This is a genomic window from Bizionia argentinensis JUB59 (assembly GCF_000224335.1).
Classification (GTDB): Bacteria; Bacteroidota; Bacteroidia; order Flavobacteriales; family Flavobacteriaceae; genus Algorimicrobium; species Algorimicrobium argentinense.
On the sequence record NZ_AFXZ01000044.1, the window covers coordinates 1 to 24,710 of the forward strand.

At 34.2% G+C, this 24,710-nt stretch carries 20 protein-coding genes, 1 other RNA gene and 1 riboswitch; of the genes, 10 read left to right on the forward strand and 11 right to left on the reverse strand.

Annotated features, from left to right (window positions below; all coding sequences use genetic code 11):
- Positions 1-67: 67 nt before the first annotated feature.
- Positions 68-451: a hypothetical protein gene (locus BZARG_RS11380; protein ID WP_008638597.1), complete on the reverse strand. Its 384-nt coding sequence runs from the start codon at positions 449-451 to the stop codon at positions 68-70.
- A 425-nt stretch (positions 452-876) separates the two neighbouring features.
- Positions 877-3,480, reverse strand: coding sequence for an ATP-dependent chaperone ClpB (gene clpB / locus BZARG_RS11385; RefSeq protein WP_008638558.1), 2,604 nt, complete (start codon positions 3,478-3,480; stop codon positions 877-879).
- A 212-nt stretch (positions 3,481-3,692) separates the two neighbouring features.
- Here clpB and ytxJ point away from each other — a divergent pair, with 212 nt between their 5' ends.
- From ytxJ to BZARG_RS11405, 4 genes are all read left to right on the forward strand, one after another.
- Complete coding sequence (ytxJ, locus tag BZARG_RS11390; RefSeq protein ID WP_008638586.1) at positions 3,693-4,079, forward strand: bacillithiol system redox-active protein YtxJ; 387 nt, start codon at positions 3,693-3,695, stop codon at positions 4,077-4,079.
- A gap of 83 nt (positions 4,080-4,162) precedes the next feature.
- Positions 4,163-4,227, forward strand: a riboswitch (Fluoride riboswitch).
- A 37-nt stretch (positions 4,228-4,264) separates the two neighbouring features.
- A complete protein-coding gene (locus BZARG_RS11395) occupies positions 4,265-5,569 on the forward strand; it encodes a voltage-gated chloride channel family protein (protein ID WP_040288593.1) in 1,305 nt (434 codons plus the stop codon).
- Positions 5,566-5,907 carry a DUF190 domain-containing protein gene (locus BZARG_RS11400; protein WP_008638555.1) on the forward strand — a complete coding sequence of 114 codons (342 nt, stop codon included), beginning with the start codon at positions 5,566-5,568 and terminating at the stop codon, positions 5,905-5,907. The genes BZARG_RS11395 and BZARG_RS11400 overlap by 4 nt, the downstream gene beginning before the upstream one ends.
- Before the next feature lie 302 nt (positions 5,908-6,209).
- Positions 6,210-7,184 (forward strand): bile acid:sodium symporter family protein, encoded by a 975-nt coding sequence (locus BZARG_RS11405; protein WP_008638604.1) that lies wholly within the window; start codon positions 6,210-6,212, stop codon positions 7,182-7,184.
- Between the two features lie 73 nt (positions 7,185-7,257).
- On the opposite strand, the gene fahA is transcribed toward BZARG_RS11405, so the two are convergent.
- Positions 7,258-8,547 (reverse strand): fumarylacetoacetase, encoded by a 1,290-nt coding sequence (fahA, locus tag BZARG_RS11410; protein WP_008638569.1) that lies wholly within the window; start codon positions 8,545-8,547, stop codon positions 7,258-7,260.
- Positions 8,548-8,747: 200 nt separating this feature from the next.
- On the opposite strand from fahA, the gene glyA reads away from it, so the two are divergent.
- Complete coding sequence (gene glyA, locus BZARG_RS11415) at positions 8,748-10,019, forward strand: serine hydroxymethyltransferase (RefSeq protein WP_008638556.1); 1,272 nt, start codon at positions 8,748-8,750, stop codon at positions 10,017-10,019.
- Positions 10,020-10,097: 78 nt separating this feature from the next.
- Here the strand turns inward: glyA and BZARG_RS11420 are convergent, their stop codons facing one another.
- The 3 genes from BZARG_RS11420 to BZARG_RS11430 form a co-directional block, all read right to left on the reverse strand.
- Complete coding sequence (locus BZARG_RS11420; RefSeq protein ID WP_008638534.1) at positions 10,098-11,645, reverse strand: hypothetical protein; 1,548 nt, start codon at positions 11,643-11,645, stop codon at positions 10,098-10,100.
- A 192-nt stretch (positions 11,646-11,837) separates the two neighbouring features.
- A complete protein-coding gene (locus tag BZARG_RS11425; RefSeq protein ID WP_008638606.1) occupies positions 11,838-12,221 on the reverse strand; it encodes an acyl-CoA thioesterase in 384 nt (127 codons plus the stop codon).
- Positions 12,222-12,293: 72 nt separating this feature from the next.
- Positions 12,294-13,328, reverse strand: a complete 1,035-nt coding sequence (locus BZARG_RS11430) for a glutaminyl-peptide cyclotransferase (RefSeq protein WP_008638589.1) — start codon at positions 13,326-13,328, stop codon at positions 12,294-12,296.
- Positions 13,329-13,416: 88 nt separating this feature from the next.
- Between BZARG_RS11430 and ffs the strand changes: the two genes are divergently transcribed.
- The 3 genes from ffs to fsa all read left to right on the forward strand — a co-directional run bounded on the left by ffs (position 13,417) and on the right by fsa (position 15,207).
- An RNA gene (gene ffs / locus BZARG_RS15520) (signal recognition particle sRNA small type) lies at positions 13,417-13,515 on the forward strand.
- Between the two features lie 148 nt (positions 13,516-13,663).
- Complete coding sequence (locus BZARG_RS11435; RefSeq protein ID WP_008638566.1) at positions 13,664-14,467, forward strand: SDR family oxidoreductase; 804 nt, start codon at positions 13,664-13,666, stop codon at positions 14,465-14,467.
- Positions 14,468-14,553: 86 nt separating this feature from the next.
- Positions 14,554-15,207, forward strand: a complete 654-nt coding sequence (gene fsa / locus BZARG_RS11440) for a fructose-6-phosphate aldolase (protein ID WP_008638579.1) — start codon at positions 14,554-14,556, stop codon at positions 15,205-15,207.
- 77 nt (positions 15,208-15,284) lie between these two features.
- Here fsa and BZARG_RS11445 read toward each other — a convergent pair whose 3' ends face one another.
- Positions 15,285-16,721 carry a TlpA family protein disulfide reductase gene (locus BZARG_RS11445; protein WP_008638551.1) on the reverse strand — a complete coding sequence of 479 codons (1,437 nt, stop codon included), beginning with the start codon at positions 16,719-16,721 and terminating at the stop codon, positions 15,285-15,287.
- A 153-nt stretch (positions 16,722-16,874) separates the two neighbouring features.
- On the opposite strand from BZARG_RS11445, the gene BZARG_RS11450 reads away from it, so the two are divergent.
- Positions 16,875-18,500, forward strand: coding sequence for an ABC-F family ATP-binding cassette domain-containing protein (locus BZARG_RS11450; protein ID WP_008638545.1), 1,626 nt, complete (start codon positions 16,875-16,877; stop codon positions 18,498-18,500).
- Positions 18,501-18,575: 75 nt separating this feature from the next.
- Here the strand turns inward: BZARG_RS11450 and BZARG_RS11455 are convergent, their stop codons facing one another.
- Positions 18,576-18,812, reverse strand: coding sequence for a DUF2007 domain-containing protein (locus tag BZARG_RS11455; protein ID WP_008638594.1), 237 nt, complete (start codon positions 18,810-18,812; stop codon positions 18,576-18,578).
- 200 nt (positions 18,813-19,012) lie between these two features.
- Here BZARG_RS11455 and BZARG_RS11460 point away from each other — a divergent pair, with 200 nt between their 5' ends.
- Positions 19,013-19,204: a cold-shock protein gene (locus BZARG_RS11460; RefSeq protein WP_008638599.1), complete on the forward strand. Its 192-nt coding sequence runs from the start codon at positions 19,013-19,015 to the stop codon at positions 19,202-19,204.
- Positions 19,205-19,282: 78 nt separating this feature from the next.
- On the opposite strand, the gene pheT is transcribed toward BZARG_RS11460, so the two are convergent.
- The 3 genes from pheT to recG form a co-directional block, all read right to left on the reverse strand.
- A complete protein-coding gene (gene pheT / locus BZARG_RS11465; RefSeq protein WP_008638615.1) occupies positions 19,283-21,709 on the reverse strand; it encodes a phenylalanine--tRNA ligase subunit beta in 2,427 nt (808 codons plus the stop codon).
- Positions 21,710-22,001: 292 nt separating this feature from the next.
- Positions 22,002-22,454 carry a tRNA (cytidine(34)-2'-O)-methyltransferase gene (locus tag BZARG_RS11470; protein WP_008638536.1) on the reverse strand — a complete coding sequence of 151 codons (453 nt, stop codon included), beginning with the start codon at positions 22,452-22,454 and terminating at the stop codon, positions 22,002-22,004.
- 76 nt (positions 22,455-22,530) lie between these two features.
- The gene (gene recG / locus BZARG_RS11475) at positions 22,531-24,678 is read right to left on the reverse strand and encodes an ATP-dependent DNA helicase RecG (protein ID WP_008638567.1); all 2,148 of its coding nucleotides are present in this window, start codon (positions 24,676-24,678) and stop codon (positions 22,531-22,533) included.
- Between the last annotated feature and the right edge of the window lie 32 nt (positions 24,679-24,710).

Below are 24,710 nucleotides of genomic sequence, written 5' to 3' on the forward strand. Positions count from 1 at the left end.
ATTGAAAAGCTTTAGATAACAAAAAAGCCGCTAATTTTGCGGCTTTTTTGTGTTTTAGATAATAATATTATTGGCTAGCATTTTTTACAATATTGTGAACCCATGCAATGGCGTCACTTAAGTTATCGAAAATCTCGTAGGGTTTATCATAAAAATTACGTTCATATTCTGCGTTATTACGCATAATTTCTGTTTCAGGAATCATGGCAATAGCAAGTAAGTTTGGTATTTTTTCTGTTTCTACATAGGTTAACGGATCTACAGAATAGGATTTAACACGGTTGGAAATGTAACCAATATTTTTACCAGAAAAATGCTTTTCAATGACTTCCTTTAAGCTTTTGTTATGTTCTTTATTTACTTCCATACCTTCCTTTATTTGACAAATTAGGAAGTCGTCAAAAACAAAAAATTCTGCTCCTGGTAAATCGTAGTATTGAAATAAGCTCATAATGGGACGTGAATTAAAGTGATATATGAATGAATGAGTCGTTTCTTTATTGCGTGTTTTTTTAGTTTCAGTTTAAATAGATATTTAAAGTACTGAATTTAAATTATATAAGGTGATTTATTTATTCGAAATAAAAAGTATACGCGAACATATTTCCCATTAAAAATAATGCCTCATATATTTCCCGTATAATATCCTATAAATCTGTAAAGACTGATATTTTTAACTAAAACAAGGAGCGATTAAAAATATTCAATAAAGTATCAGGATGAAGAGTTTTTCGGTACTACAGGGTGTTTACCATAAAATAAAGAAGCAATGAGAGTCTTGAATTCAAGATCTCATTGCTTTTAAACTAACTAACCAACCTATTAATGAAAACGGTCGTTTATATTAATTATTATGGCATTAACGAAACTTTAGCATTATTCCTTAACCAAGTCGCCTTGATTTCTAAATACTAAATGATCATCGAAAGCATCTAGTAAAATAATACTATCCGTAGAAACGTTACCCGAGAGAATTTCTTTACTCAATTCGTTCAGTACTTCTTTCTGGATTACCCGTTTAACTGGTCTTGCACCATATTCTGGATTGTAACCTTTTTGTGCTAAATAGGATACTGCTTCTGGTGTCGCGTCAAAGGTGATGCCTTGTTTTCCTATCATTTTCGTGATACTCTTTAACTGTAAACCAACAATTTCAGTAATGTTATCCTTGGTTAAAGGTGTAAACATAATCGTGTCGTCAATACGGTTTAAAAACTCCGGTCTAACCGTTTGTTTTAATAAACCAAGTACTTCTATTTTTGCCAATTCCATGGCGGCATCTACATCTTTTGTGGCTTCAAATTTCTCTTGAATTATCTGACTTCCCATATTGGAAGTCATAATGATAATCGTGTTTTTGAAATCCGCTAAACGACCTTTGTTGTCTGTTAAATGTCCTTCATCCAATACTTGTAATAAAATATTGAAAGTATCTGGATGTGCTTTCTCAATTTCATCCAGTAAGACAACCGAATATGGTTTACGTCTTACAGCTTCTGTTAACTGTCCACCTTCATCATAACCTACATATCCTGGAGGCGCACCAATTAATCTGCTCACAGCGTGACGTTCCTGGTATTCGCTCATATCAATTCGAGTCATTGCTGCTTCATCATCAAATAGATATTCAGCTAATGCTTTCGCTAATTCTGTTTTACCAACACCAGTTGTTCCTAAAAACAGGAAGCTTCCAATAGGTTTTTGCGGATTTTGTAATCCTGCGCGCGATCGTCTTACGGCATCACTGACGGCAATAATAGCTTCATTTTGTCCAACAACACGTTTGTGTAATTCGTCTTCTAATTTTAATAGCTTTTCACGGTCGGTTTGTAGCATTTTTGATATTGGAATCCCCGTCCATTTGGCAACCACATCGGCAATATCTTCATAAGTTACTTCTTCCTTAATTAAAGAGCTTTCACTTTGATTAGCTGCTAGTTCCTTTTGAAGGTTTTCTAAACGTTCTTGCGCTTCTTGAATTTTTCCGTAACGAATTTCAGCTACTTTTCCATAGTCCCCATCGCGCTCAGCACGTTCGGCTTCTAGTTTAAATTCTTCAATATTTGATTTTGCATTTTGAATATTATCAACGACTTCTTTTTCACTTTTCCATTTCGCATTTAGTTCGTTACGATCTTCTTTTAAATTCGCTAAATCAGCACGTAAGGATTTTAATTTTGATTCATCTTTCTCACGTTTTATAGCTTCAATTTCAATTTCCAATTGCATCACTTTTCTGTCTAAAACGTCAAGCTCTTCTGGTTTGGAATTGATTTCCATTCGTAATTTTGCTGCCGCTTCATCCATTAAGTCAATGGCTTTATCCGGTAAAAAACGGTTAGTAATATAGCGTTCCGATAATTCCACAGCACCAATAATAGCTTCATCTTTTATACGAACCTTATGGTGTGTTTCATACTTTTCTTTAATACCTCGTAGAATAGAAATAGCACTTTCTGTATCAGGTTCGTCGACCATTACTTTTTGAAAACGACGCTCTAATGCTTTATCCTGTTCAAAGTATTTTTGATATTCATCTAGGGTTGTTGCTCCAATAGCACGAAGTTCACCACGAGCCAATGCAGGTTTTAAAATGTTGGCTGCATCCATTGCACCTTGTCCGCCACCAGCACCAACCAAAGTGTGGATTTCATCAATAAAAAGTACAATGTCTCCATCACTTTCTGTTACCTCTTTGATTACGGCTTTTAAGCGCTCTTCAAACTCCCCTTTATATTTTGCGCCTGCAATTAGAGCACCCATATCTAAAGCAAAAATTTGTTTATCGATTAAATTCTCTGGGATATCGCCATCTACAATTCTATGCGCTAAGCCTTCAGCAATAGCGGTTTTACCAGTTCCTGGCTCTCCTACTAAAATCGGGTTGTTTTTGGTTCTTCGAGATAAAATTTGAAGGATTCTTCTAATTTCTTCATCCCGACCAATAACAGGGTCTAATTTTCCGTCTTTAGCTAATTGGTTGAGGTTTTTCGCATACTTATTAAGTGAGTTATAAGTTTCCTCTTGGCTTTGAGAGGTTACACGATCGCCTTGACGTAATTCATCAATAGCTGCTTTTAAATGTTTTTCAGTTACGCCTTGATCTTTTAACATTTGTGAAATCTTGCTATTCGATTTAAAGATAGCGAGTATTAAATGTTCGATAGATACGTATTCATCCGTCATTTTTTTTGCAATAATCGCCGCTTCGTTTAAAGATTTATTCGCCTCTCGAGAAAGCATGATTTCGCCACCAGAAACTTTAGGAAAGCTTTCTAATTGCTTATCTAATGTCTGTTGTAAAATTGAAATGTTTACATTTAATTTCTTTAAAATAAAAGGTAAAACGTTTTCATCGACATTAAAAAGCGCTTTAAAAATGTGTTCATTTTCTATTTGTTGATGTCCAAAGCTTTGCGCAAGCTGCTGTGCTTGCTGGATGGCTTCCTGTGATTTAATTGTATAGTTGTTGAAATTCATATGTATATGGTGTTGTGTTTTCCGCCAAAGCGGATAGTTTTATATTTAGTAATCCTTATTTTCTATGTATAATAATCAATAACCTCACCATCTTATTTTGAACGACAAAATGTCTGCGTAAGCCTTATTGGGCGTGACGTTTCGTCAGTTTGTAAGATTGTTAAAGTTGTTTCGACTACCTTTAAGGTACACTATTTAAGAAGAGATAAAAAATGAGTTTTATAAATAAATTATTTGGAGGTTCTAATGAGCCTAAAGAAGAAAAGGTCTTACCTTGGAAAGCCTTAACAACTGTGGCACAATTAGATGAAATTGCTGAAAAGTCTAAAACAAAAACACAGATTATTTTTAAGCATTCTACACGTTGCGGTATTAGTAAAATGGCTATGAATCAATTTGTGGATGATTATGATGTTGATTTAAATGTAGATTTATATTATCTCGACTTATTAAATTTCCGAGACGTTAGTAGTGAAACGGGTTACAAGTTTCAAGTGCTTCATGAATCACCGCAATTATTAATTATAAAAAATGGTGTTTCTGTGGCACATGCTAGTCATGGTGCTATTAATAGTATGGATTTACAGCGTTACGTATAGTATTTATATCTTGTGATGGGTGCTCTCGAAATTATTTGAGCGTTTTTCTATTGATCTGTTATTTTTAATTTACCTTTGTATTTCAAATATTTGGCAATGAGGTCTGCCTTAAACCGTTCTATCTAGAGCTAATGACATCTACTTTAATGGCTTATGCCAATGTAGAATCATGTATTTAAGGCAATATGAAAAATAATAGAATTAAGAAGTTTTTACTCTCATATGAACAAATTCCCACATTATTATATCTTTTAAAATGGATTTTAATCTGTTTGACATTGGGTGTCATAACAGGAAGTATTTCGGCTTTTTTTCTGATCAGTTTAGAATGGGCAACAAATTGGCGAGAATCTCACCTCTGGATTATAGGCTTCCTGCCTCTTGGTGGACTATTAATTGGCTTATCTTATCATTATTTTGGGAGTAGCGTTGTAAAAGGCAATAACTTATTGCTTGAGGAATTTCATAGTCCAAAAAAAATAATTCCGTTTAGAATGGCGCCATTGGTGTTGTTTGGAACTATTGTAACGCATCTCTTTGGTGGTTCAGCAGGTAGAGAGGGAACAGCAGTACAAATTGGAGGCGCAATTGCAGATCGATTTACAAAAAGTTTAAAATTATCAAAACGCGATAGACAAATTGTATTAATTGCAGGAATTAGTGCTGGATTTGCTTCTGTATTTGGAACGCCGTTAGCAGGTGGTGTTTTTGCTTTGGAGGTTTTAATTCTTGGAAGAATAAGATTAGATGCTATTGTTCCTAGTTTTATGGCAGCCGTTTTTGCTGATTATTTTTGTACAATTTGGGGTGTTTCTCATACGCAATATACGATAAGTACAGTAGCGGAAATGACGCCTGTAAACCTTTTATGGTGCTTGTTGGCAGGGATTATTTTTGGTCTTGTTGCTATGCTTTTTTCTAAATCTACCCATTTGTTTTCCAGTCTTTTTAAAAACAATGTAAAATATCCACCATTAAGACCGGTTATTGGCGGAACAATATTAGCAATCGCTATATATTTTATGGAAACCACAAAATATATTGGCCTTGGAATACCAACAATTGTGGATGCATTCAACATAAACCTGAATTCGTATGATTTTATATTAAAACTCTTATTTACATCATTTACACTTGGCGCAGGTTTTAAGGGCGGTGAAGTAACGCCTTTATTCTTTATAGGTGCGGCTTTAGGTAATGTATTAATCTGGTTTATACCGCTACCAATGCCATTGCTGGCTGGAATGGGGTTTGTTGCAGTTTTTGCGGGAGCAACAAATACACCAATTGCATGTACTATAATGGGGATAGAGCTTTTTGGAATTGAATCGGGTGTTTTTATTGGTCTGGCTTGTTGCACGGCTTATTTGTTTTCTGGACATTCGGGCGTTTATTCTTCACAAATTATAGGAAGCCCAAAACACAACTTATTTATGCGCGAGAAAGGTCTTCCTTTATCTGAAATTAAAAATAAAAGATCTCAAAAATGAAAGACTTAATAACGATTCGGATTTATTTTGAATATGGTCAGAAAATTAAAAATCAATCCCTTTGGAAAAAATTATTTGCTTCCGATTTTTCAACAGAATTAATGAAAAGTGCAAAAGCATTTGGCTTACATCAGGTTCTGCATCTAAATGTTAATAAAGGTTATTTGAGTAATCAGAAAATGAATTGGGGAACAAACGAAATACGGCATCATAAACACCCACATCTTATTGAGATAATGGATTCAGAACTTAAAATAAATCAATTTTTGAAAGAGCAAAAGCACTTATTAGATGAAACTAAAATTGTAATAGTTAAAAATGAAGTGGTTCTAAAATAATGTTTTTTAAAGGTTTAAGTGATTTCCTTAAATATTATGAATTAAGAACCCTTATAATAAATTAAGGTTTATTATGTTTGAAAAACCCTATCCTTTCCATTCTACAAAAAGAACTTAATAAAAAGAAGAGTTTATACAAACACGCTTGAGTTTCAAGCAGAATTATCTTCTGGAATTGGTTTTTAAACTCAAAAGCTATCAGCTATTCTGATTGTGGAAGTTTTGTTGTTCTAAAGAGGAAAATTATTTTATAGGGTTGTTGCAAATATTTAATTTAGTATATACAAACAAAGAAACTATACATGAAAATAAAGATTGATAAGTTTGTTCTCTTTATTATTGGAATCATATTATTAGCTTATTTTTTTCCGCAATGGGGATCGGAAGAAAGTGATATCCCTATCGATACGATCAGTGCGATTGGAATTTCGCTTATTTTCTTTTTCTATGGGCTTAAATTAAATCCAACACAATTAAAAGCGGGACTCAAAAACTGGAAATTGCATCTTTTAGTTCAGGGAGCCACATTTTTAATGTTTCCGTTATTGGTTTTATTGTTTCGCCCATGGATTCAAAATGAAGGACAAGAAACCATTTGGTTAGCCTTCTTTTTCTTGGCGGCATTACCATCAACCGTATCATCATCGGTTGTTATGGTGTCTATGGCTAAAGGAAATATTCCAGCAGCTATTTTTAACGCTAGTATCTCTGGAATTATTGGTATTGCTATTACACCGCTTTGGATGGGTTTGTTTATTAATGATACACAAACAGATTTTGATTTCACAGACATTTACATCAAGCTTATTGTTCAAATAATTTTGCCCGTAATTTTAGGACTTTTATTACAACGCTTTTTGGATGAATTTGCGCGTAAACACAGTCGTAAATTAACAATATTTGATAAGTCTATAATCTTATTAATAATATATAAAAGCTTCGCAGAGTCTTTTAATAATGAGATTTTTAGTTCTGTATCACTTTTAGATTTACTCGCAATTTTTGTAGGAGTAATTGTATTGTTTGTTATCGCTTTTTCTTTAACAGGTTTTATTTCTAGAAAGTTAAAACTTAACAAAGAAGATCAAATAACGGCGCAGTTTTGCGGGACAAAAAAATCATTAGTACACGGTACGGTTTTTTCGAAAATATTATTCGGGAATATGGCGATTATCGGTGTCATCTTATTGCCGCTAATGTTATTTCATGCCATACAAATTTTAATAATTAGTATAGTTGCCAGCAGATTATCTAAAAGGCCAGCGTCTAATTTGTAATTACAAAGTATAAAAAAGCCCACAAAGAATAAATCTTGAGGGCTTTCTATATTTTGAAATGTTGTTTTTTAGATTACTTTTTTTTCGGTACAAAAATAGGTAAAAGCTCGGTAGATACTTCACCAAAACCAATACGTGTTCCATCTTTTTCACAATGACCACGCATAATAACGGTGTCATGATCGTTGATAAACTTACGTTCCGTACCATCTTTTAATGTAATCGGTTTTTCACCACGCCATGTTAACTCTAACATAGATCCAAGTGAGTCTGGAGTAGACCCTGAAATGGTTCCACTTCCCATCATATCACCAGAGTTTACTGGACAACCATTAACGGTATGATGCGCTAATTGCTGAACCATATTCCAATACATATATTTGAAATTCGATTTACTAACAACCGTTTCTTTAGCTGTTTTTGGTTTAATAGCTACTTCTAATTTAATATCGTAGCTCTTTTTTCCTGTATATTGTAAATATGGTAACTGCGGTTTTAATGGCTTCGGACTTTCCACGCGGTATGGTTCTAGAGCATCAAGTGTTACAATCCATGGTGAAATGGAAGAAGCAAAGCTTTTAGCCAAGAATGGTCCTAATGGAACATATTCCCATTTTTGAATATCGCGAGCAGACCAGTCATTAAATAAAACCAGACCGAAAATATATTCTTCTGCTTCATCAATCGGAATTGGTTCGCCTAAATCGTTAGCAGCGGTAGTAATAAACGCCATCTCTAATTCGAAATCAATTAGCTTACTCGGGCCGAAAACAGGCGTATCGCTATCAGCAGGTAACGTTTGTCCTTGTGGTCTGTGAATAGGGATTCCCGAAGGAATAATAGAAGAGCTTCTACCATGATATCCAACTGGAATATGCAACCAGTTTGGCATTAATGCATTGTCTGCGCCACGGAACATAGTTCCAACATTGGTAGCGTGTTCTATACTAGAATAGAAATCGGTATAATCGCCAATTTGAACTGGCAGTTGCATTTCAATTTCATCCAAACGAAAAAGCACAACTTCTTTGTGTTTTTTATTGTCTTTTAAACTACTATTTTCGGCATCAAATATTTCAGCAATTCGATCTCTAACTAAACGCCAGGTTTTTCTACCATCAGCGATGAAATCGTTAAGCGTGTCTTGAAGAAAAATATCATCTGTTAAAGGAATTCCTTCAAAATACCCTAATTGATGCAACGCACCTAAATCTATGGCAGTATCACCAATTCGTGTTCCGATGGTAATGATATCATCACGTGTTAAAAACACACCGAAGGGAATGTTTTGTATTGGAAAATCGGAGTTTTTATCGACGTGTAACCAAGATTTTCTATCTGGATCATTAGCTGTAAGTGGCATAACTAAAAGTGGTTTAATGTTTGTAAAAATTCTACTCAAACCTACATAACTTTTCTTTTTAATACTAATTTAAGGCAAAAAATATAGCAATACTTTAACCTTTGAGAAAATTTAAATAGGTATAGTAAATATATGTTTTTTGGTGCTTTAAACTAATGTATTCCTTATTTTTGCACTTTATTCAACTATAACTAAAATTTATGGAACGCGACGAACAGATTTTTGAATTAATAGAAGCTGAAAAACAACGCCAGCTTAATGGTCTTGAATTAATTGCATCAGAAAACTTTGTTAGTGACCAGGTCATGGAAGCTGCAGGTTCTGTTTTAACTAATAAATATGCTGAAGGTTATCCTGGTAAACGCTATTATGGCGGTTGCGAAGTGGTGGATGAGGTAGAGCAGTTAGCAATAGATCGTGCAAAAACATTATTTGGAGCAGCTTATGCAAACGTACAACCGCACTCGGGTAGTCAGGCAAATACAGCTGTTTATTCAGCGTGCTTAAAACCTGGAGATAAAATTCTTGGTTTCGACTTATCGCATGGTGGGCATTTAACGCATGGATCGCCTGTAAACTTTTCGGGAAAATTATACAATCCTGTTTTTTACGGTGTAAAGAAAGAAACGGGTCTTATTGATTATGATCATGTTGCTGAAGTAGCTGAACGTGAAAAGCCAAAAATGATTATTTGTGGAGCATCTGCTTATTCTCGTGATATGGATTTTAAACGTTTCCGTGAAATTGCTGACAGTGTTGGTGCTTTGTTATTGGGAGATATTTCTCATCCTGCAGGTTTAATAGCGAAGGGTATTTTAAACGATCCTTTACATCATTGCCATATTGTAACAACTACAACACATAAAACGTTGCGTGGTCCTCGTGGTGGAATGATTATGATGGGTAAAGATTTTGATAACCCATTCGGTTTAAAACTGAAAAATGGCAACTTACGTAAAATGTCTTCTTTATTAGATTCTGGTGTATTCCCAGGTAATCAAGGTGGGCCATTAGAACATATTATTGCGGCTAAAGCAATTGCTTTTGGAGAAGCCTTATCCGAGGATTTTATGCACTATATGTTGCAAGTGAAGAAAAATGCAGCTGCTATGGCAAAAGCATTTGTGGATAGAGATTACCATATTATTTCTGGCGGAACGGATAACCACATGATGTTAATTGACTTACGTAACAAAAATATCACTGGAAAAGAAGCTGAAAATGCTTTGGTAAAAGCTGATATTACTGTTAATAAAAACATGGTTCCTTTCGATGATAAAAGCCCATTTGTAACTTCTGGTATCCGAATTGGAACACCAGCTATTACAACACGTGGTTTAAAAGAAAAAGACATGGAAGCTATTGTAGCTTTAGTGGATGAAGTAATTATGAATTATGAAGATGATGCGAAATTAGAAGCAATTAGCGAAAAAGTTAATGCTATGATGAGCGGTTTACCTTTGTTTGTATAATTACAAATGCTTTATAAAACATAAAACCTGCTTGTTAATTCAAGCAGGTTTTTTTATGAAGTATTTTGTAGGAATTTTCTAAAAGGACGTATGCTGATAAGCGCCAGCATCTGGAGTAGATGTTCTGTTTACATTTAGAATATCATTACCTACTTGATTAGAAAACGGATTCGTGCCAATATCAATGGCACCCGAATTATCTCCAATTATCAATTTGTTTTTATGGGTGTTTTTGAAGTCAGGGTCGCTGTTAAAACGCATAGCCTCATAGCGTGTAGTGTCATCAAAATCGTAATTAGCACCAGAAAAATTATTGTTGGAATCTTGAAAACGCACCAATGAATTTGTGAATTTAAAGTTGAAAATATTTCCAGGGTCAGCCACTTCATCTAAAATAAATTCAGGATTATCATTTCCATAAATAATACAGTTGTTGAAATTGGCTTCTGTTAAATCGAATAAATATACAGCATCGGCTGTTTCACGGAAATTATTTAAGAGTAGGGCAGGGAACTGACGGAAACTATTATTCCAATAATTCGCAATAGTACAATGTGTGAAATTATATTTTCCACCTTCTGTTCCTGCAAAAGAGGATTGTCCTGAATTATTAATCACAACATTTTCTGCCGTAATAGAGGTGTTTCTTCCTAAAATTCCGAAGTTACTACTGTTATATATTTGAGAATTGGTAATCGTTAATTTGGCATTTGGTTCATTTGCATTGCTATCACTTATTATTCCAACACCCGCATTTTTAATAGTCGCGTATTTAATAGTATTATTTACACTTCCCTGAAAGAGCCAAATAGTTCCCCATTGGCCAGGAATATCACTAAAATTAGGTTCCAGACGATTACCTTGGAAAATAACTTCATTCTCCAAAAGATCTTGATCTGTACTGAATGTGCCATTAACGTTAATAGAAGCGCCATCGGCAACCAATATGCCTGAATTAGAATGAAAATGAACGCGCGCACCGGCATCAATGATTAAAGTTTCACCATTAGGAACAGCGGCATAACCATAAATAACATAGGGTTTTTGGTTGGTAAAATTAAATTCACTTGGTTCTAAATAACGACCTTCAATTTCGGTTTCTAATATTTCGCCACCAATATTTAATGTTAAGGTTTCAATAATTCCTGTGGATTGATCCTTATTAGGATATATAAAAACAGCGTCTTTAACAAGTGTAACTAAATTGACAGCTTGCATTTTGGAGCCTGTATCAAATTCAATTTTATCGGTATATAAAAACGCGCCGGTGTTTGGCAGGTTATTAATATCTATGGTAGTTTCAATAAAAACATACATGCTGTCTTTGGCAAGAATTTCTACGTTTTCAAACGAGTTTCCAGACATGCCATCTACATTTAAGCGGTATTCAGAACTGATTCCAGAGGCTAGTTTAATGGTTGGAATACTAATGTCATCCTTACTCCGGTTATAAACAATTAAATTATAAGTGCTGGATCCGATGTTGGTAAAAACGGTATCTAAATAAACCGTATCTTTTGAAAACTCTAGGTTTCCAGAACTCGGTGCGAACTCTAAGTCCTTACGACAAGAACTCCAAAGCATTAAAAAGCCAACGCAAAAAAGAAAATAAATAATACGTTTCATGTGCTTATTTTTATTGTTTTTTAAATGGCATCCCGATAGCTATTGGGACTGTTTGGTATATACTTGTTTGGCATGCAATTTAGCAGTTCTCATGGATAATAACACTTTTAGCATACTCGCTTCATAAAATGATATCAATTTGCTCAAAAATATAACTTTTGGACTGATGATTTCTTATGAAACCTATAATAATTAGAGAAATATGTTTTTAATATCCTCGGTAATTCTAGTTGGTCGCATACGGTTACTATCCATATAAACCCATTTAGTTTCCGATTTAGCGAGAAGTGTTTCCCCATTTAGTATTTCAACAATACGTGTGCACTTGACGCCTTCCGAATTTGGTACATAGGTTTTTAGCGTAATCAGATCGTCCAAAAAAGCGGGTTTTTTGTAGGTGATATGATGTGATAACATGATCCATAAAAAACTATCTGTTATCTCTTTTGGTGCATTTGTAAACCAATGCAGTTTGGCAACGTCCTCAACCCATTTTACATAACGAACGTTATTAACATGGTTGAGGTCGTCTAAATCATCAGTAGTAACTTGTATTGTGGTTTGAAATGTTTGCATACTAACTCTTTTACCGTTTGACTTTATTTCTAAATGGTTCTTATTTATGTGAAGAAAGGGAGTAATTAAAATCTACTTTTCAACTACTTCAATCTCAAATAATTTATCCCAATATTTACCAGTTACAAAAATGGTTTTGGTTTCTGGATTATAAGCAATTCCGTTTAAAACATCTAATTTCGGGTGTTTTGTTACATTATTCTGTAAGGGTGAAAAATCAATCACGCCTTCAACTGCACCGTTTTCTGGGTTTATAATTGCCACACCATTTTTATTCCAGCGGTTGGCGTATATTTTTCCATTTACCCATTCTAATTCATTTAATTCAACCACTTTTCCTTTGTTATGATAAGCTTGAATATAACTTTCTTCCGTTAAGGTTTCAGGGTTAAGTGTCCATATTTTTTCTGTGCCATCACTTTTATAAAGTTTAGAGCCGTCATTACAAATTCCCCAACCTTCAAGGCTTTCGCCATATTTAAAACTTCCGATTTTTTCAAATGAATCCACATCGTAAACAAAACCAGTTCCTTTTTTCCAAGTCAACTGATAAATTTTATCATTAAGAATAGATATGCCTTCGCCGAAATATTCATTAGATAAATCGATGTTCTTTAAAACATCACCAGTTTTATAATCTACTTTCCGCAATTTAGATCCCCCATATTGCCCAGTTCCTTCATATAATTCACCCTTATAAAACTCCAAGCCTTGTGTGTAGGATGAAGGATCGTGTGGGTATTCATTTATAATTTTATAACTGTATATTTTAGGTGTTTGGTTATTTAGTATGGTAATGTTTTTGGTTACGCTTGTCGCTTCACCATTCAAGCTAAAAGAGGCGATTACTTCATGAATACCTAATTTTATATTCTGAAGTATTTCAGTTGTTTTAATCTTTTTTCCATCCAATGTATAGTCAACCTCGCTCATTTCATGGTTTTTCGGGTTGGAAATAGAGAGCTTTAGCTCATCACCAAGGGTAAAAGCATCATTGGAGACGTTGGTTTTGATAGAAATATCTTTTTTTGCTTCATTAATATTGGTGCCACAAGATGATAAAGTAAGGCATAAAATTATGATAGTAAGAGACTTATAAAGCTTCATGAGGAGTTATTTATTTAAGGCAAGATATTTATTAAAATTCAGTTTAAAAAATCATTGTGAACATTTTAAAAGATTGTATATTTGCCGCGGGCAAGTCCTACACAACCAGCTCCTGTTGAATCCTCCAGGGCGGGAACGCAGCAAAGGTAAATGGTCGTAGCGGTGTGATGTAGGTAGCTTGCCCTTTTTTTATGCCTTTACTTTTCCTTTCCAAATATGAAAGGATTTATATAAATGAGATTTGTAGACGGTTAGTTTACAAATCTTTTTCATTTTATAGCATATTCCATATTTCATTCTTAATTTTACGATCTTAAATTTCACACGAAAAACGTATGTCTAAAGTTGTTTTGATTACAGGCGGTTCATCGGGAATCGGAAAATCGGTTGGCGATTATTTAACTCAAAAAGGATTTACTGTTTACGGCACGAGTCGTTCTCCAGAAAAATATACTGCTAATAATTTTCCTCTAATAGGGTTGGATGTTACTAAGACTGAAACCATATTGGAAGCAGTAAAAATAGTTATTGAAAAAACTGGTAGGTTGGATGTGGTTATTAATAATGCAGGCGTTGGTATTACGGGGCCAATAGAAGAAATTCCAGAACAAGAAATAAAAAATAATTTTGAAACCAATTTTTTCGGACCTATCAATGTTATAAAAGCGGTATTGCCACAAATGCGTAAGCAACAATCGGGTTTAATAATCAATGTCACATCTATTGCTGGCTATATGGGATTGCCTTATCGTGGTATTTATAGCGCTAGCAAAGGCGCCTTGGAACTCGTTACAGAGGCATTCCGAATGGAAGTGAAGGCATTTAATATTCAAATGACTAATGTGGCGCCTGGAGATTTTGCTACCAATATTGCTTCGGGACGATATCATGCACCTGTTTTAGAAAATTCGCCTTACAAAAATCAATATGGAACGTCGTTAAAGTTAATGGATTCGCATGTTGATGCGGGGAAAAATCCGTTAGAAATGGCGAAGGCAATTCATCAAATTATAAATTCGCCAAATCCTAAAGTACATTATAAAGTAGGCGAGTTTATGCAGAAATTTTCCATTGTTCTCAAACGTATTCTGCCGGATAAAATTTATGAAAAATTACTTATGAATCATTATAAATTGTAATTTTACAATCCTTTATTCAAAGGATTTAGGACACTAATATTTATTAATAATTTCTGTTTTTGCAGAAGTGACACAAACTATTACTTATGAAATTTTTTATTGACACAGCAAATTTAGATCAGATTCGCGAAGCCCAAGATTTAGGAGTTTTGGATGGTGTAACAACAAATCCATCTTTAATGGCTAAAGAAGGCATTACCGGACACGATAATATTATGAAGCATTATGTGGATATTTGCAATATTGTAGATGGCGATGTGAGTGCTGAAGTTATTGCTACAGATTATGACGGGATGGTTCGTGAAGGTGAAGCGTTAGCTGATTTACACGAGCAGATTGTGGTTAAATTACCAATGATTAAAGATGGTATTAAGGCTTGTAAGTATTTTTCTGATAAGGGTGTTAAAACGAATGTAACATTGGTTTTTTCAGCTGGGCAAGCGTTATTAGCGGCTAAAGCAGGAGCAACCTATGTGTCGCCTTTTATTGGTCGTTTAGATGATATTTCTACAGATGGTTTAAATCTTGTTTCTGAAATTCGTCATATTTATGATAACTATGGCTTTGAAACTCAAATTTTAGCTGCTTCTGTGCGCCACACTATGCACATTATCGATTGTGCTAAATTAGGAGCCGATGTCATGACAGGACCTTTAAGTGCTATTGAAGGGTTGTTAAAACATCCATTGACGGATATTGGTTTAGCGAAGTTTCTTGAAGATTTTAAGAAAGGTAATTAAGCTAAAGAATTTATAGAATAAAAAAGCCTTAACATTATATTTGTTAAGGCTTTTTTGTTGTTAATATTTTGCAATTTCTATTGATTGAGTAAGCCTAAAAGTTCCTCTTCAAACATAATAGAAAACATATTAGTATGCGCATTAACGATTTTGCCTTTTTTATCAATAATCATAACTTTATTAATAGGTGAAATAGCTAATTTTTGTTTGGCTAATTCTGGATTTTTAAAAATAAATTCGTTGTCTTTAGAATAGTTATATTTCAAAATAAGACTCTTCCATTCCTGCTGTTTATTAGTAGTAGCATGGATAGCAATAAAATTAACTTCAGGATACTTCACTTTTAATTCCTCTGCTTTTTTATGGCTATCATTGTGAGAGCTATATGTATTTGACCAAAAATAAAGCACAGTAGGCTTATTTATAACATCTTTTAAATTTAACTCTCTGTTGTTATAATCTAAAATACTGATTTCTGGTAGAAAACTTCCTGTTTTTAATGCTTTTAATGAACTAACCATTTCGGTAATATACGTGCCATTTTCCACATGCGTATTTTTAGCCGTGTAAGAGTTTAGAACTTCGTCGTATTCATCCGTATTTTTACTTTTACTAATAAACTCAAAAGCAGTCTGCGCTAATAATCTATTTTTAATGGAATCATTGATCATTAACCTATCAATTAAATCGAGTTTGATAAGGTTATAGTTCTTGGATTTAACGTCAAGTACTGTATCATCCGATTTTTTAAAATGCTCGGATAACGCCATGTTTTCAAAATGATGTTTTAAAAAGGAGTAGTATGGAAAAAAATCCATCAATTCGCTATAGTCGTAATCTATCTCCGATCTGAAGTCATAAAAATTACTTGGAAGTGCCTCAAAATTGGCGCGTTCAGAATTAGCATAATTTACAAAAGGATAGACTTCTTTGCTTAAATAGTAATCGTAATTAATACTACCTTCAACTAAATTATTAAAAATATCAGATGTGGGATTTTTTACATTAAACTTCTTAAGCTTGTTAAACTTATGATTTCGAATAGAGTCTAAACGGCGCTCAAATTCATGGGGTGCCAATTGACTGTAACCAAGTACTACTTTATCCTCCGCCTCGCCATCTAGAAAAAGGTTTATTAAATAATTGTTTTTTCTGGCGCCACGACCTGTATAAACTAAAGATTCATCAAACTCCAGGGTGTTTAATCTAAATATGATACTATCATTAGGTTCTAATAAAACCATTTGATACTCTAAACCCTCAGCTGCCCATAGACGAAAGGTGTAAAGCCCTTCTTCCATATTTGCTACCTTATATAAAAAACGGTTACTTTCATCAAGAAAAACGGTATCTAATACTTTTTTAGATTTTGAAAGAATAACAAAATTTTCTCTTGGATTTACAACTTCTCCTCCAAAATAAGCTGCGCCTTCTTCAATTTTTGAATCTTTCTCACAAGATATCAAAATTAAAGTAGATGCAATTAAAGTAAAAACAAGTTTGAATTCTCTCATAGTTGGGGTAATCTAAAAAAGCGGTCTTAGTTCACAAATGTAAAAGTTGTACTACCCACATCTTGTTAATACCTTGTTAAATATTAATATAGTTGGTTTTGTTTCGGCTTATGGAGGCTTTTTAGTACTTTTGCAAAAATTAAAAAGTAATAAATGTTATCAGTTTCAAATTTATCGGTTCAATTTGGCAAGCGTGTCCTTTTTGATGAAGTAAGTACCACGTTTAATAATGGTAATTGCTATGGAATTATTGGAGCCAATGGTTCTGGGAAATCTACCTTTTTAAAAATTATCTCTGGAAAACAAGACCCCACATCGGGTCACGTTCATTTAGAGCCAGGCAAACGTATGTCGGTTTTAGAGCAGGATCACAACTTGCATGATGAGAATACGGTTTTGGAAACCGTAATTATTGGAAACAAGCCGTTATATAAATTAAAATCCCAAATAGATGCACTTTACGCAGACTATACGGATGAGAACGCCGAGAAAATTGGTGAACTTCAGGTCTTATTTGAGGAAATGAGCGGTTGGAATGCCGATAGTGATGCGGCAGCTATGCTATCTAATTTAGGTATATCGGAGGAACATCATTACACCTTGATGAAGGATTTAGACGGGAAGCAAAAAGTGCGTGTGCTTTTAGCCCAAGCTTTGTTTGGTAATCCAGATGTGCTAATTATGGATGAGCCTACCAACGATTTGGATTATGAAACTATTTCGTGGTTGGAGCATTTTTTAGCAAATTATGAAAACTGTGTCATTGTCGTTTCTCACGATAGACACTTTTTAGATTCAGTTTGTACACATATTTCCGACATTGATTTTGGTAAAATAACGCACTTTTCTGGAAGTTATACATTTTGGTACGAATCATCGCAATTAGCGGCCAGACAGCATGCACAACAAAATAAGAAAGCTGAAGATAAGAAGAAAGAATTAGAGGAGTTTATTCGTCGATTTTCTGCTAACGTTGCTAAGAGTAAGCAAGCAACAAGTAGAAAGAAAATGATTGATAAGCTAGATATTTCTGAAATTAGAAGAACTAGTCGTCGTTATCCAGCTATTATTTTTGAACGTGAGCGTGAAGCTGGCGATCAGATTTTAAATGTTCAAGGTCTTTCAGCTTCTCTAGATGGTGACGTGTTATTTAGTAACATCGATTTGAATTTGAATAAAGGTGATAAAGTTGTTATCTATTCTAAAGATTCTAGGGCAACAACAGCGTTTTATCAAATATTAAATAATAAAGATCAAGCGGATGCAGGGAAATTTGATTGGGGAATAACAACCATACAATCTTATTTACCACTTGACAACAGTGAGTTTTTTGAAAATGATTTAACATTAGTTGATTGGTTACGTCAATGGGCTAAAACTGAAGAAGAGCGCGAAGAAGTTCATATTCGTGGATTCCTTGGGAAGATGATTTTTAGTGGCGAAGAAGCTCTGAAAAAATCTAATGTATTGTCTGGAGGAGAAAAAGTACGTTGTATGTTAAGTCGTATGATGATGATGCGTGCAAATGTATTGCAGTTAGATGAACCAACAAACCACTTGGATTTGGAGAGTATTACGGCGTTTAATAATTCGCTAACAAATTTTAAGGGTACAATATTATTTACAACCCATGATCATGAATTTGCGCAAACTGTTGCAAATAGAGTCGTGGAGCTAACACCAAATGGTATTATAGATAGATATACAACCTTTGATGAATATATGCAGGATCCGAAGATTAAGGAAATGCGAGAGAAAATGTATACTGTTACAGCATAATAATAATAATAATAATAATAAAATCTCTAGCGTTGCTAGAGATTTTTTTTTGAGTTTTATATTTTAATAAAACATTTAATTTGCATTGAGTTCTGAATTCACATTATCCACAACTTTTATTGCTTCGGGTAGCTCTTCAATATTCACATAAATATCTTGGGACCCAGCAATAGTAGGTCCGAAACCAGCCAATCTACCAGATTCTGTTTCGTCTTTTACTATAGCCGAAATGCCCAAAGCATCAAGCTTATTTACAATTAGTTGAGCAATAATAAAACTGCCGGTATAAATTTTCTTATAATCTGAATCCATAGTAATGTGAGTATTTATTTATACTTTTAAAGGTATGAAATAACAGTTCTAAAATCTAGCTTTCAGCTATATTTAAGAGCTAAAAATCTTACTCATTCCATCACGTTATTTTTCCGTTAAATAAAAAATAGTCGTAATAAGTCCTTTACTTCAATTATATAATTATATTTGTGTATTATTAAAATTTTTAAACTATTACAATGAGTAAAGGAACAGTAAAATTCTTCAACGATTCTAAAGGATTTGGATTTATCGTAGAAGATGACACAAACAAAGAACATTTTGTTCACATTTCTGGATTAATTGATGAAGTGCGCGAAGGTGATGCAGTTGAATTCGATTTAGAGGAAGGTAGAAAAGGATTGAATGCAATAAACGTTAAAGTATTATAAAATATTTTTAACTTATTGAAAGACAAAAAAGCCTCGAATTTATTCGAGGCTTTTTTATTGCATTTATGTTTTGTTTATTTAGCGCAGCTCTGCACCTAACTGATTTTCAAAACTGGCTTGTAGTTTGGCCATAATCTTATCTATTTGCTTATCCGTTAATGTTTTGTTTTCGTCTTGAAAAGTAAAACTCACCGCGTAACTCTTTTTACCTTCAGGCAGATTACTACCTTGATAAACATCAAATAAATTCACGTTTTTTAATAACTGCTTTTCTACTTGTTTGGCTAGTGTATGAATACTTTCAAAGGTAACAGAATCATCAATTAGTAAAGCGAAATCACGACGAATTTCTGGGTATTTGGAGATAGCTGTAAAAGAAATACGGTTATACTTAGCAGTTTCAAAAACATCATCCCAATTAAAATCAGCAAACAGTACCGGCTGCGAAATACCAAAATGTTTCAGAATGGATTTTTTAACCATTCCGAATTCCACTAATTTCGTTTTGCCAAATGATAATATAACACCTTCACTAAAGGCATCAGATTTTGCTGGTGTTGCTTTTAACCGTTTTATGCCCAAACGTGCAAAAATCGTTTCAATGGTTCCTTTTAAATAGAAAAAGTCACTTGGTTTACTTTCTGTATTCCAACGGTTATCATGACGATTTCCTGTTATTAATATGGATAAATGCTTCTTTTCTTCACGCTTATCTGCGTAATTATGATATGTTTTTCCAAACTCGAATAACTTTAAATCGTCTTGACGACGATTTACATTATGACTAATGCTTTCCAGCCCAGAAAACAACATAGATTGTCTTAAAACACTCAAGTCAGTGCTTAAAGGGTTTAGCATTACTACGCTTTTTTCGGCCTTTAAATCAGTATTCAACGCAATATACTCTGGGTTGGTTAATGAGTTGTTTAGCGTTTCATAAAAACCTTGTGAAACCAACTGATTACTGATAATATTTTGTAATTTATAATCTTCAAACTTGGAGGTGTTTGAAATTGATGCATTTAATTTTTCTGTGGTTTTTATATTATTGTATCCGTAAACGCGCAAGATTTCTTCAATAATATCTGCCTCTCGTTGTACATCGTTTCTGTATGCCGGAACAGTTAGGCCTAATCCCGTTTCGGTAACGTTATTAATTTTTATATCTAAAGAAATTAAAATACTCTTGATGGTATCTTGAGGGATTTCTTGTCCAATTATTTTTTTAGTATTCTCAAAACTTAAACGGACTTGAAAATCCTCAAACTTATTTGGGTAAAAATCTATAACTTCACTTGTGATCAACCCACCTGCAATTTCTGTAATTAATAGCGCGGCACGTTTTAAAGCATACTCTGTAATGTTAGGGTCAATACCACGTTCAAAACGAAACGAAGCGTCGGTGTTTAAACCATGTCGCTTGGCTGTTTTTCTTACGCTTATAGGATTAAAATAGGCGCTTTCAAGAAATATACTTGATGTGTTTTCATTAACACCAGAATCTATACCGCCGTAAACACCAGCGATGCACATGGGTTTGTCGGCATTACAAATCATTAAATCTTCCTCATGTAATTCACGCTCAACACCATCCAGAGTAATAAATTTTGTTCCTGTAGGTAGTGTTTTAACCTCTATTTTATTACCTGTAATTTTATTAGCATCGAAGGCGTGTAAAGGTTGGCCAAGTTCATGAAGCACGTAATTGGTAGCATCTACCACATTATTAATTGGTGTAATGCCTATGGCTTTTAAACGATTTTGTATCCATGCTGGTGAATCTGTAACTTTTATATTAGATATGGTTAGGCCACAGTAGCGAGGTGCTAAATTTTTATCTAAAACATCAACATCTATTTTTAGAGAACGATTATCTACTTGAAAGGCGCTAATAGATGGGGTTATAATAGCAGTATTGATGTCTTTTTGGGTAAATCCAGCACGTAAATCACGAGCGACACCAAAATGACTCATGGCGTCTGAACGGTTTGGCGTTAACCCAATTTCAAAAACATGATCATTTTCTATTTTAAATAATTCGGAAACTAAAGAGCCAACTATGGTTTTTGAATCCAATACCATAATACCGTCATGGGATTTTCCTAAACCAAGTTCATCTTCAGCACAAATCATCCCGTGACTTTCCTCACCGCGAATTTTGCCTTTCTTGATGGTCCATGCTTCGCCTTCTTCCGTGTATAACGTGGTTCCAATAGTGGCAACAGGTACTTTCTGTCCTGCAGCAACGTTTGGTGCGCCACAAACAATTTGTAATGGTGCGTCGCTACCAATATTAACGGTTGTAATCTTTAGCCTGTCTGCATTTGGATGTTGTTCGCAAGTCAGTACTTCGCCAATTAAAATACCTTCCAAACCGCCTTTTACGGATTGATAAGGGGTTAGACCTTCTACTTCAAGTCCTAAATCGGTTAAAAGTTCACTAATTTGTTCTGGATTCCAATCCGTTTTTATGAATTGTTTAAGCCAGTTGTAAGAAATCTTCATGAATCATGGGTTAATTAAGTTTGCAAAGATAAAATATTGGAACTAGCATTCAAACAATGCTAGTGAATTTGTGTATTAAATTGCAAATAGAAGTGAAGTTGGTTGAAGGCGTGCATTTTTTGACGTAAATCTTTAGAATCTCAATGAAAAAATATCTTAATCAGAATGTCATCACTTTGATTACTAATGTTTTGTGTGGATTAGTATTAGTTTTTTATGAATAAATCTAAAATATAACTTTGTTAATGAGTCATGGCATAGGGTAAACTCCAGAAATTAAGATTATAATATATTAATGGAGCTGCTTAATTCCTTCGTAAACAACAATGCTAACGGCATTTGCTAAATTTAAACTTCTAACATGATTACTGTATAAAGGTATTTTAAATAGTTTATCTTCATGGTTTTCCAATATTTTTTTTGATAAGCCCACAGATTCTTTACCAAATATTAAAAATAGATGGTCCTGATACGGGATGTCCCAATAATTCTTTTGACCGTGGCTTGATAGAAAAGCCATGTTAGCATCTTTATTTTTGCTAAAAAAATCTTCTAAATTATCGTAATAAAAAATATTTAGATGTTGCCAATAATCCAAGCCAGCACGTTTTAAGCGTTTATCACTAATTTCAAAACCAAAGGGTTTTACCAAATGAAGATTGGACCCAGATGCTAAAGCTAATCTACCAATATTTCCAGTATTGTTGGGTATCTCGGGTTCTATAAGTACAATGTTTAATGGCATATTAATTTAGTTTAAGGAAAGGTATTATTAATTGTGATATTTTTTTTTTTTAAGGCTGGTTATTTCTAGGATAGAATTAAGATATATAATTCCAGATGTTTTTGTATTTACTCATTTGTTGATAAGTAAACAGTATAGCATTATTGTTGGGTCTGGATAGGGTTGGGTCGCTATCCAAAAGCTGTTTGGCGCAGTAACGCGCCGTTTTTAGAATATCACCATCTTTGATGAGGTCGGCTATTCTTAAATTGAGGACGCCACTTTGTTGTTTTCCCATAATATCACCAGGTCCACGGAGTTTTAAATCTACTTCAGCAATATCAAAACCGTCATTGGTCCGAGTCATTGTTGCTAAACGTGTTTTGCTGTTGATGCTTAATTTCCGACTCGTCATGAGAATACAGTAACTTTGCTCGGCGCCACGACCTACACGGCCTCGTAATTGATGTAGTTGAGACAGCCCAAAGCGCTCTGCACTTTCAATAATCATAACGGAGGCATTTGGTACATTTACGCCGACTTCAATTACAGTTGTTGCAACCATTATTTGTGTTTCACCTTTAATAAAACGTTGCATTTCGTAATCTTTATCGGCTGCTTTCATTTTTCCATGAACGATTGAAATCTGATATTTAGGCTGAGGGAAATCGCGAGAAACACTTTCATACCCATCCATTAAATCCTTGTAATCCATTGTTTCATTCTCTTGAATAAGTGGATAAACGATATAAATTTGTCTCCCTTTTTCTATTTCATCACGGATAAATCCAAATACATTTAATCGGTTGTTATCATATCTATGTACTGTTTTTATGGCTTGCCTTCCCGGAGGTAATTCATCGATAACCGAGATGTCTAAATCGCCATAAACAGACATGGCTAATGTGCGCGGAATTGGCGTAGCGGTCATAACTAAAATGTGGGGTGGAATGATGTTTTGTGAAGCTTCATTTTCGGTGGATTGAGGAGAGCTTTGAGGTCCTTTTCGCCACAATTTGCTACGTTGTTCCACACCAAATCTATGTTGCTCATCGATGATGGCAAGGCCTAAGTTTTTAAATTTCACCTTGTCTTCCAGTACAGCATGTGTGCCAATTAGTATCTGTAATTCGCCATTTTCAAGCGATTCATGAATTTCTCGTCGACTTGAAGTCTTACTTGATCCAGTGAGTATTTTAATGCTGATATTTAATTTGTTACACCACTCTAGTAGTCCGTTGTAGTGCTGTACTGACAGAATTTCAGTTGGTGCAATTAAGCAGGCTTGAAAACCGCTGTCAAGTGCTATTAACATTGCCATGAAGGCGACAATAGTCTTCCCAGAGCCAACATCGCCTTGTAAAAGACGATTCATTTGTGCTTTGCTACCTAAGTCTTGACGGATTTCTTTTAATACGCGCTTCTGGGCATTGGTTAATTCAAAGGGTAAATGCTCTTTATAAAAGCTATTAAAATACTCGCCAACCTTATCAAATGGAAGACCTTTTATTTTCGACTTGTGAATGAGGTTCTTAAGAATTAATTGTAATTGTATATAGAACAATTCTTCGAACTTTAATCGGTATTGTGCACGCGCCAAAAGTTCTTGGTTTTTGGGGAAATGAATATTGAAAAGCGCTTCACTTTTAGATATTAATTTCTCGCTTTCCAAAATTTCTGGAGAGAGTGTTTCAATAAATCGGCCTTTTGTTTCTACAAACAATTGTTGCATGATTTTATTAACCATCCGGTTCGTTATTCCTTTATTGTTTAACTTTTCAGTGGATGGATAAATGGGTTGCATGGCGGAGCGCAAACTGGCCTCATGTTCTTCCTGAAGTTCCATTTCGGGATGCGGCATACTAAACCTGCCATTGTAACTATTGGTTTTTCCAAAAATGACATAAGGTGTTTGGAGTTTTAAATTGTCCCGAATCCACTTTTGACCACGAAACCAAACCAATTCCATAGTACCTGTTTCATCTTGAAAAGTGGCAACTAAACGCTTGCCACGTTTTTGAGCTATTTCTTCAAATTTTATAACTTTACCAACAACTTGAACTTCGGCATTATTACTTTGTAAGCCGTTAATTTTGAAGTATTGCGTGCGGTCTAAATAGCGATTTGGGAATAAGTTAATTAAATCCTGATAGGTATGAATACCAAGTTCCTTCCGCAGTAAATCGGCACGATTAGGACCAACGCCTTTTAAATAATCGATGGGGGTTTGTAGATTGGTAGTCATAAAGGCGAATTTAAGTTATTTTAAGCAATTGA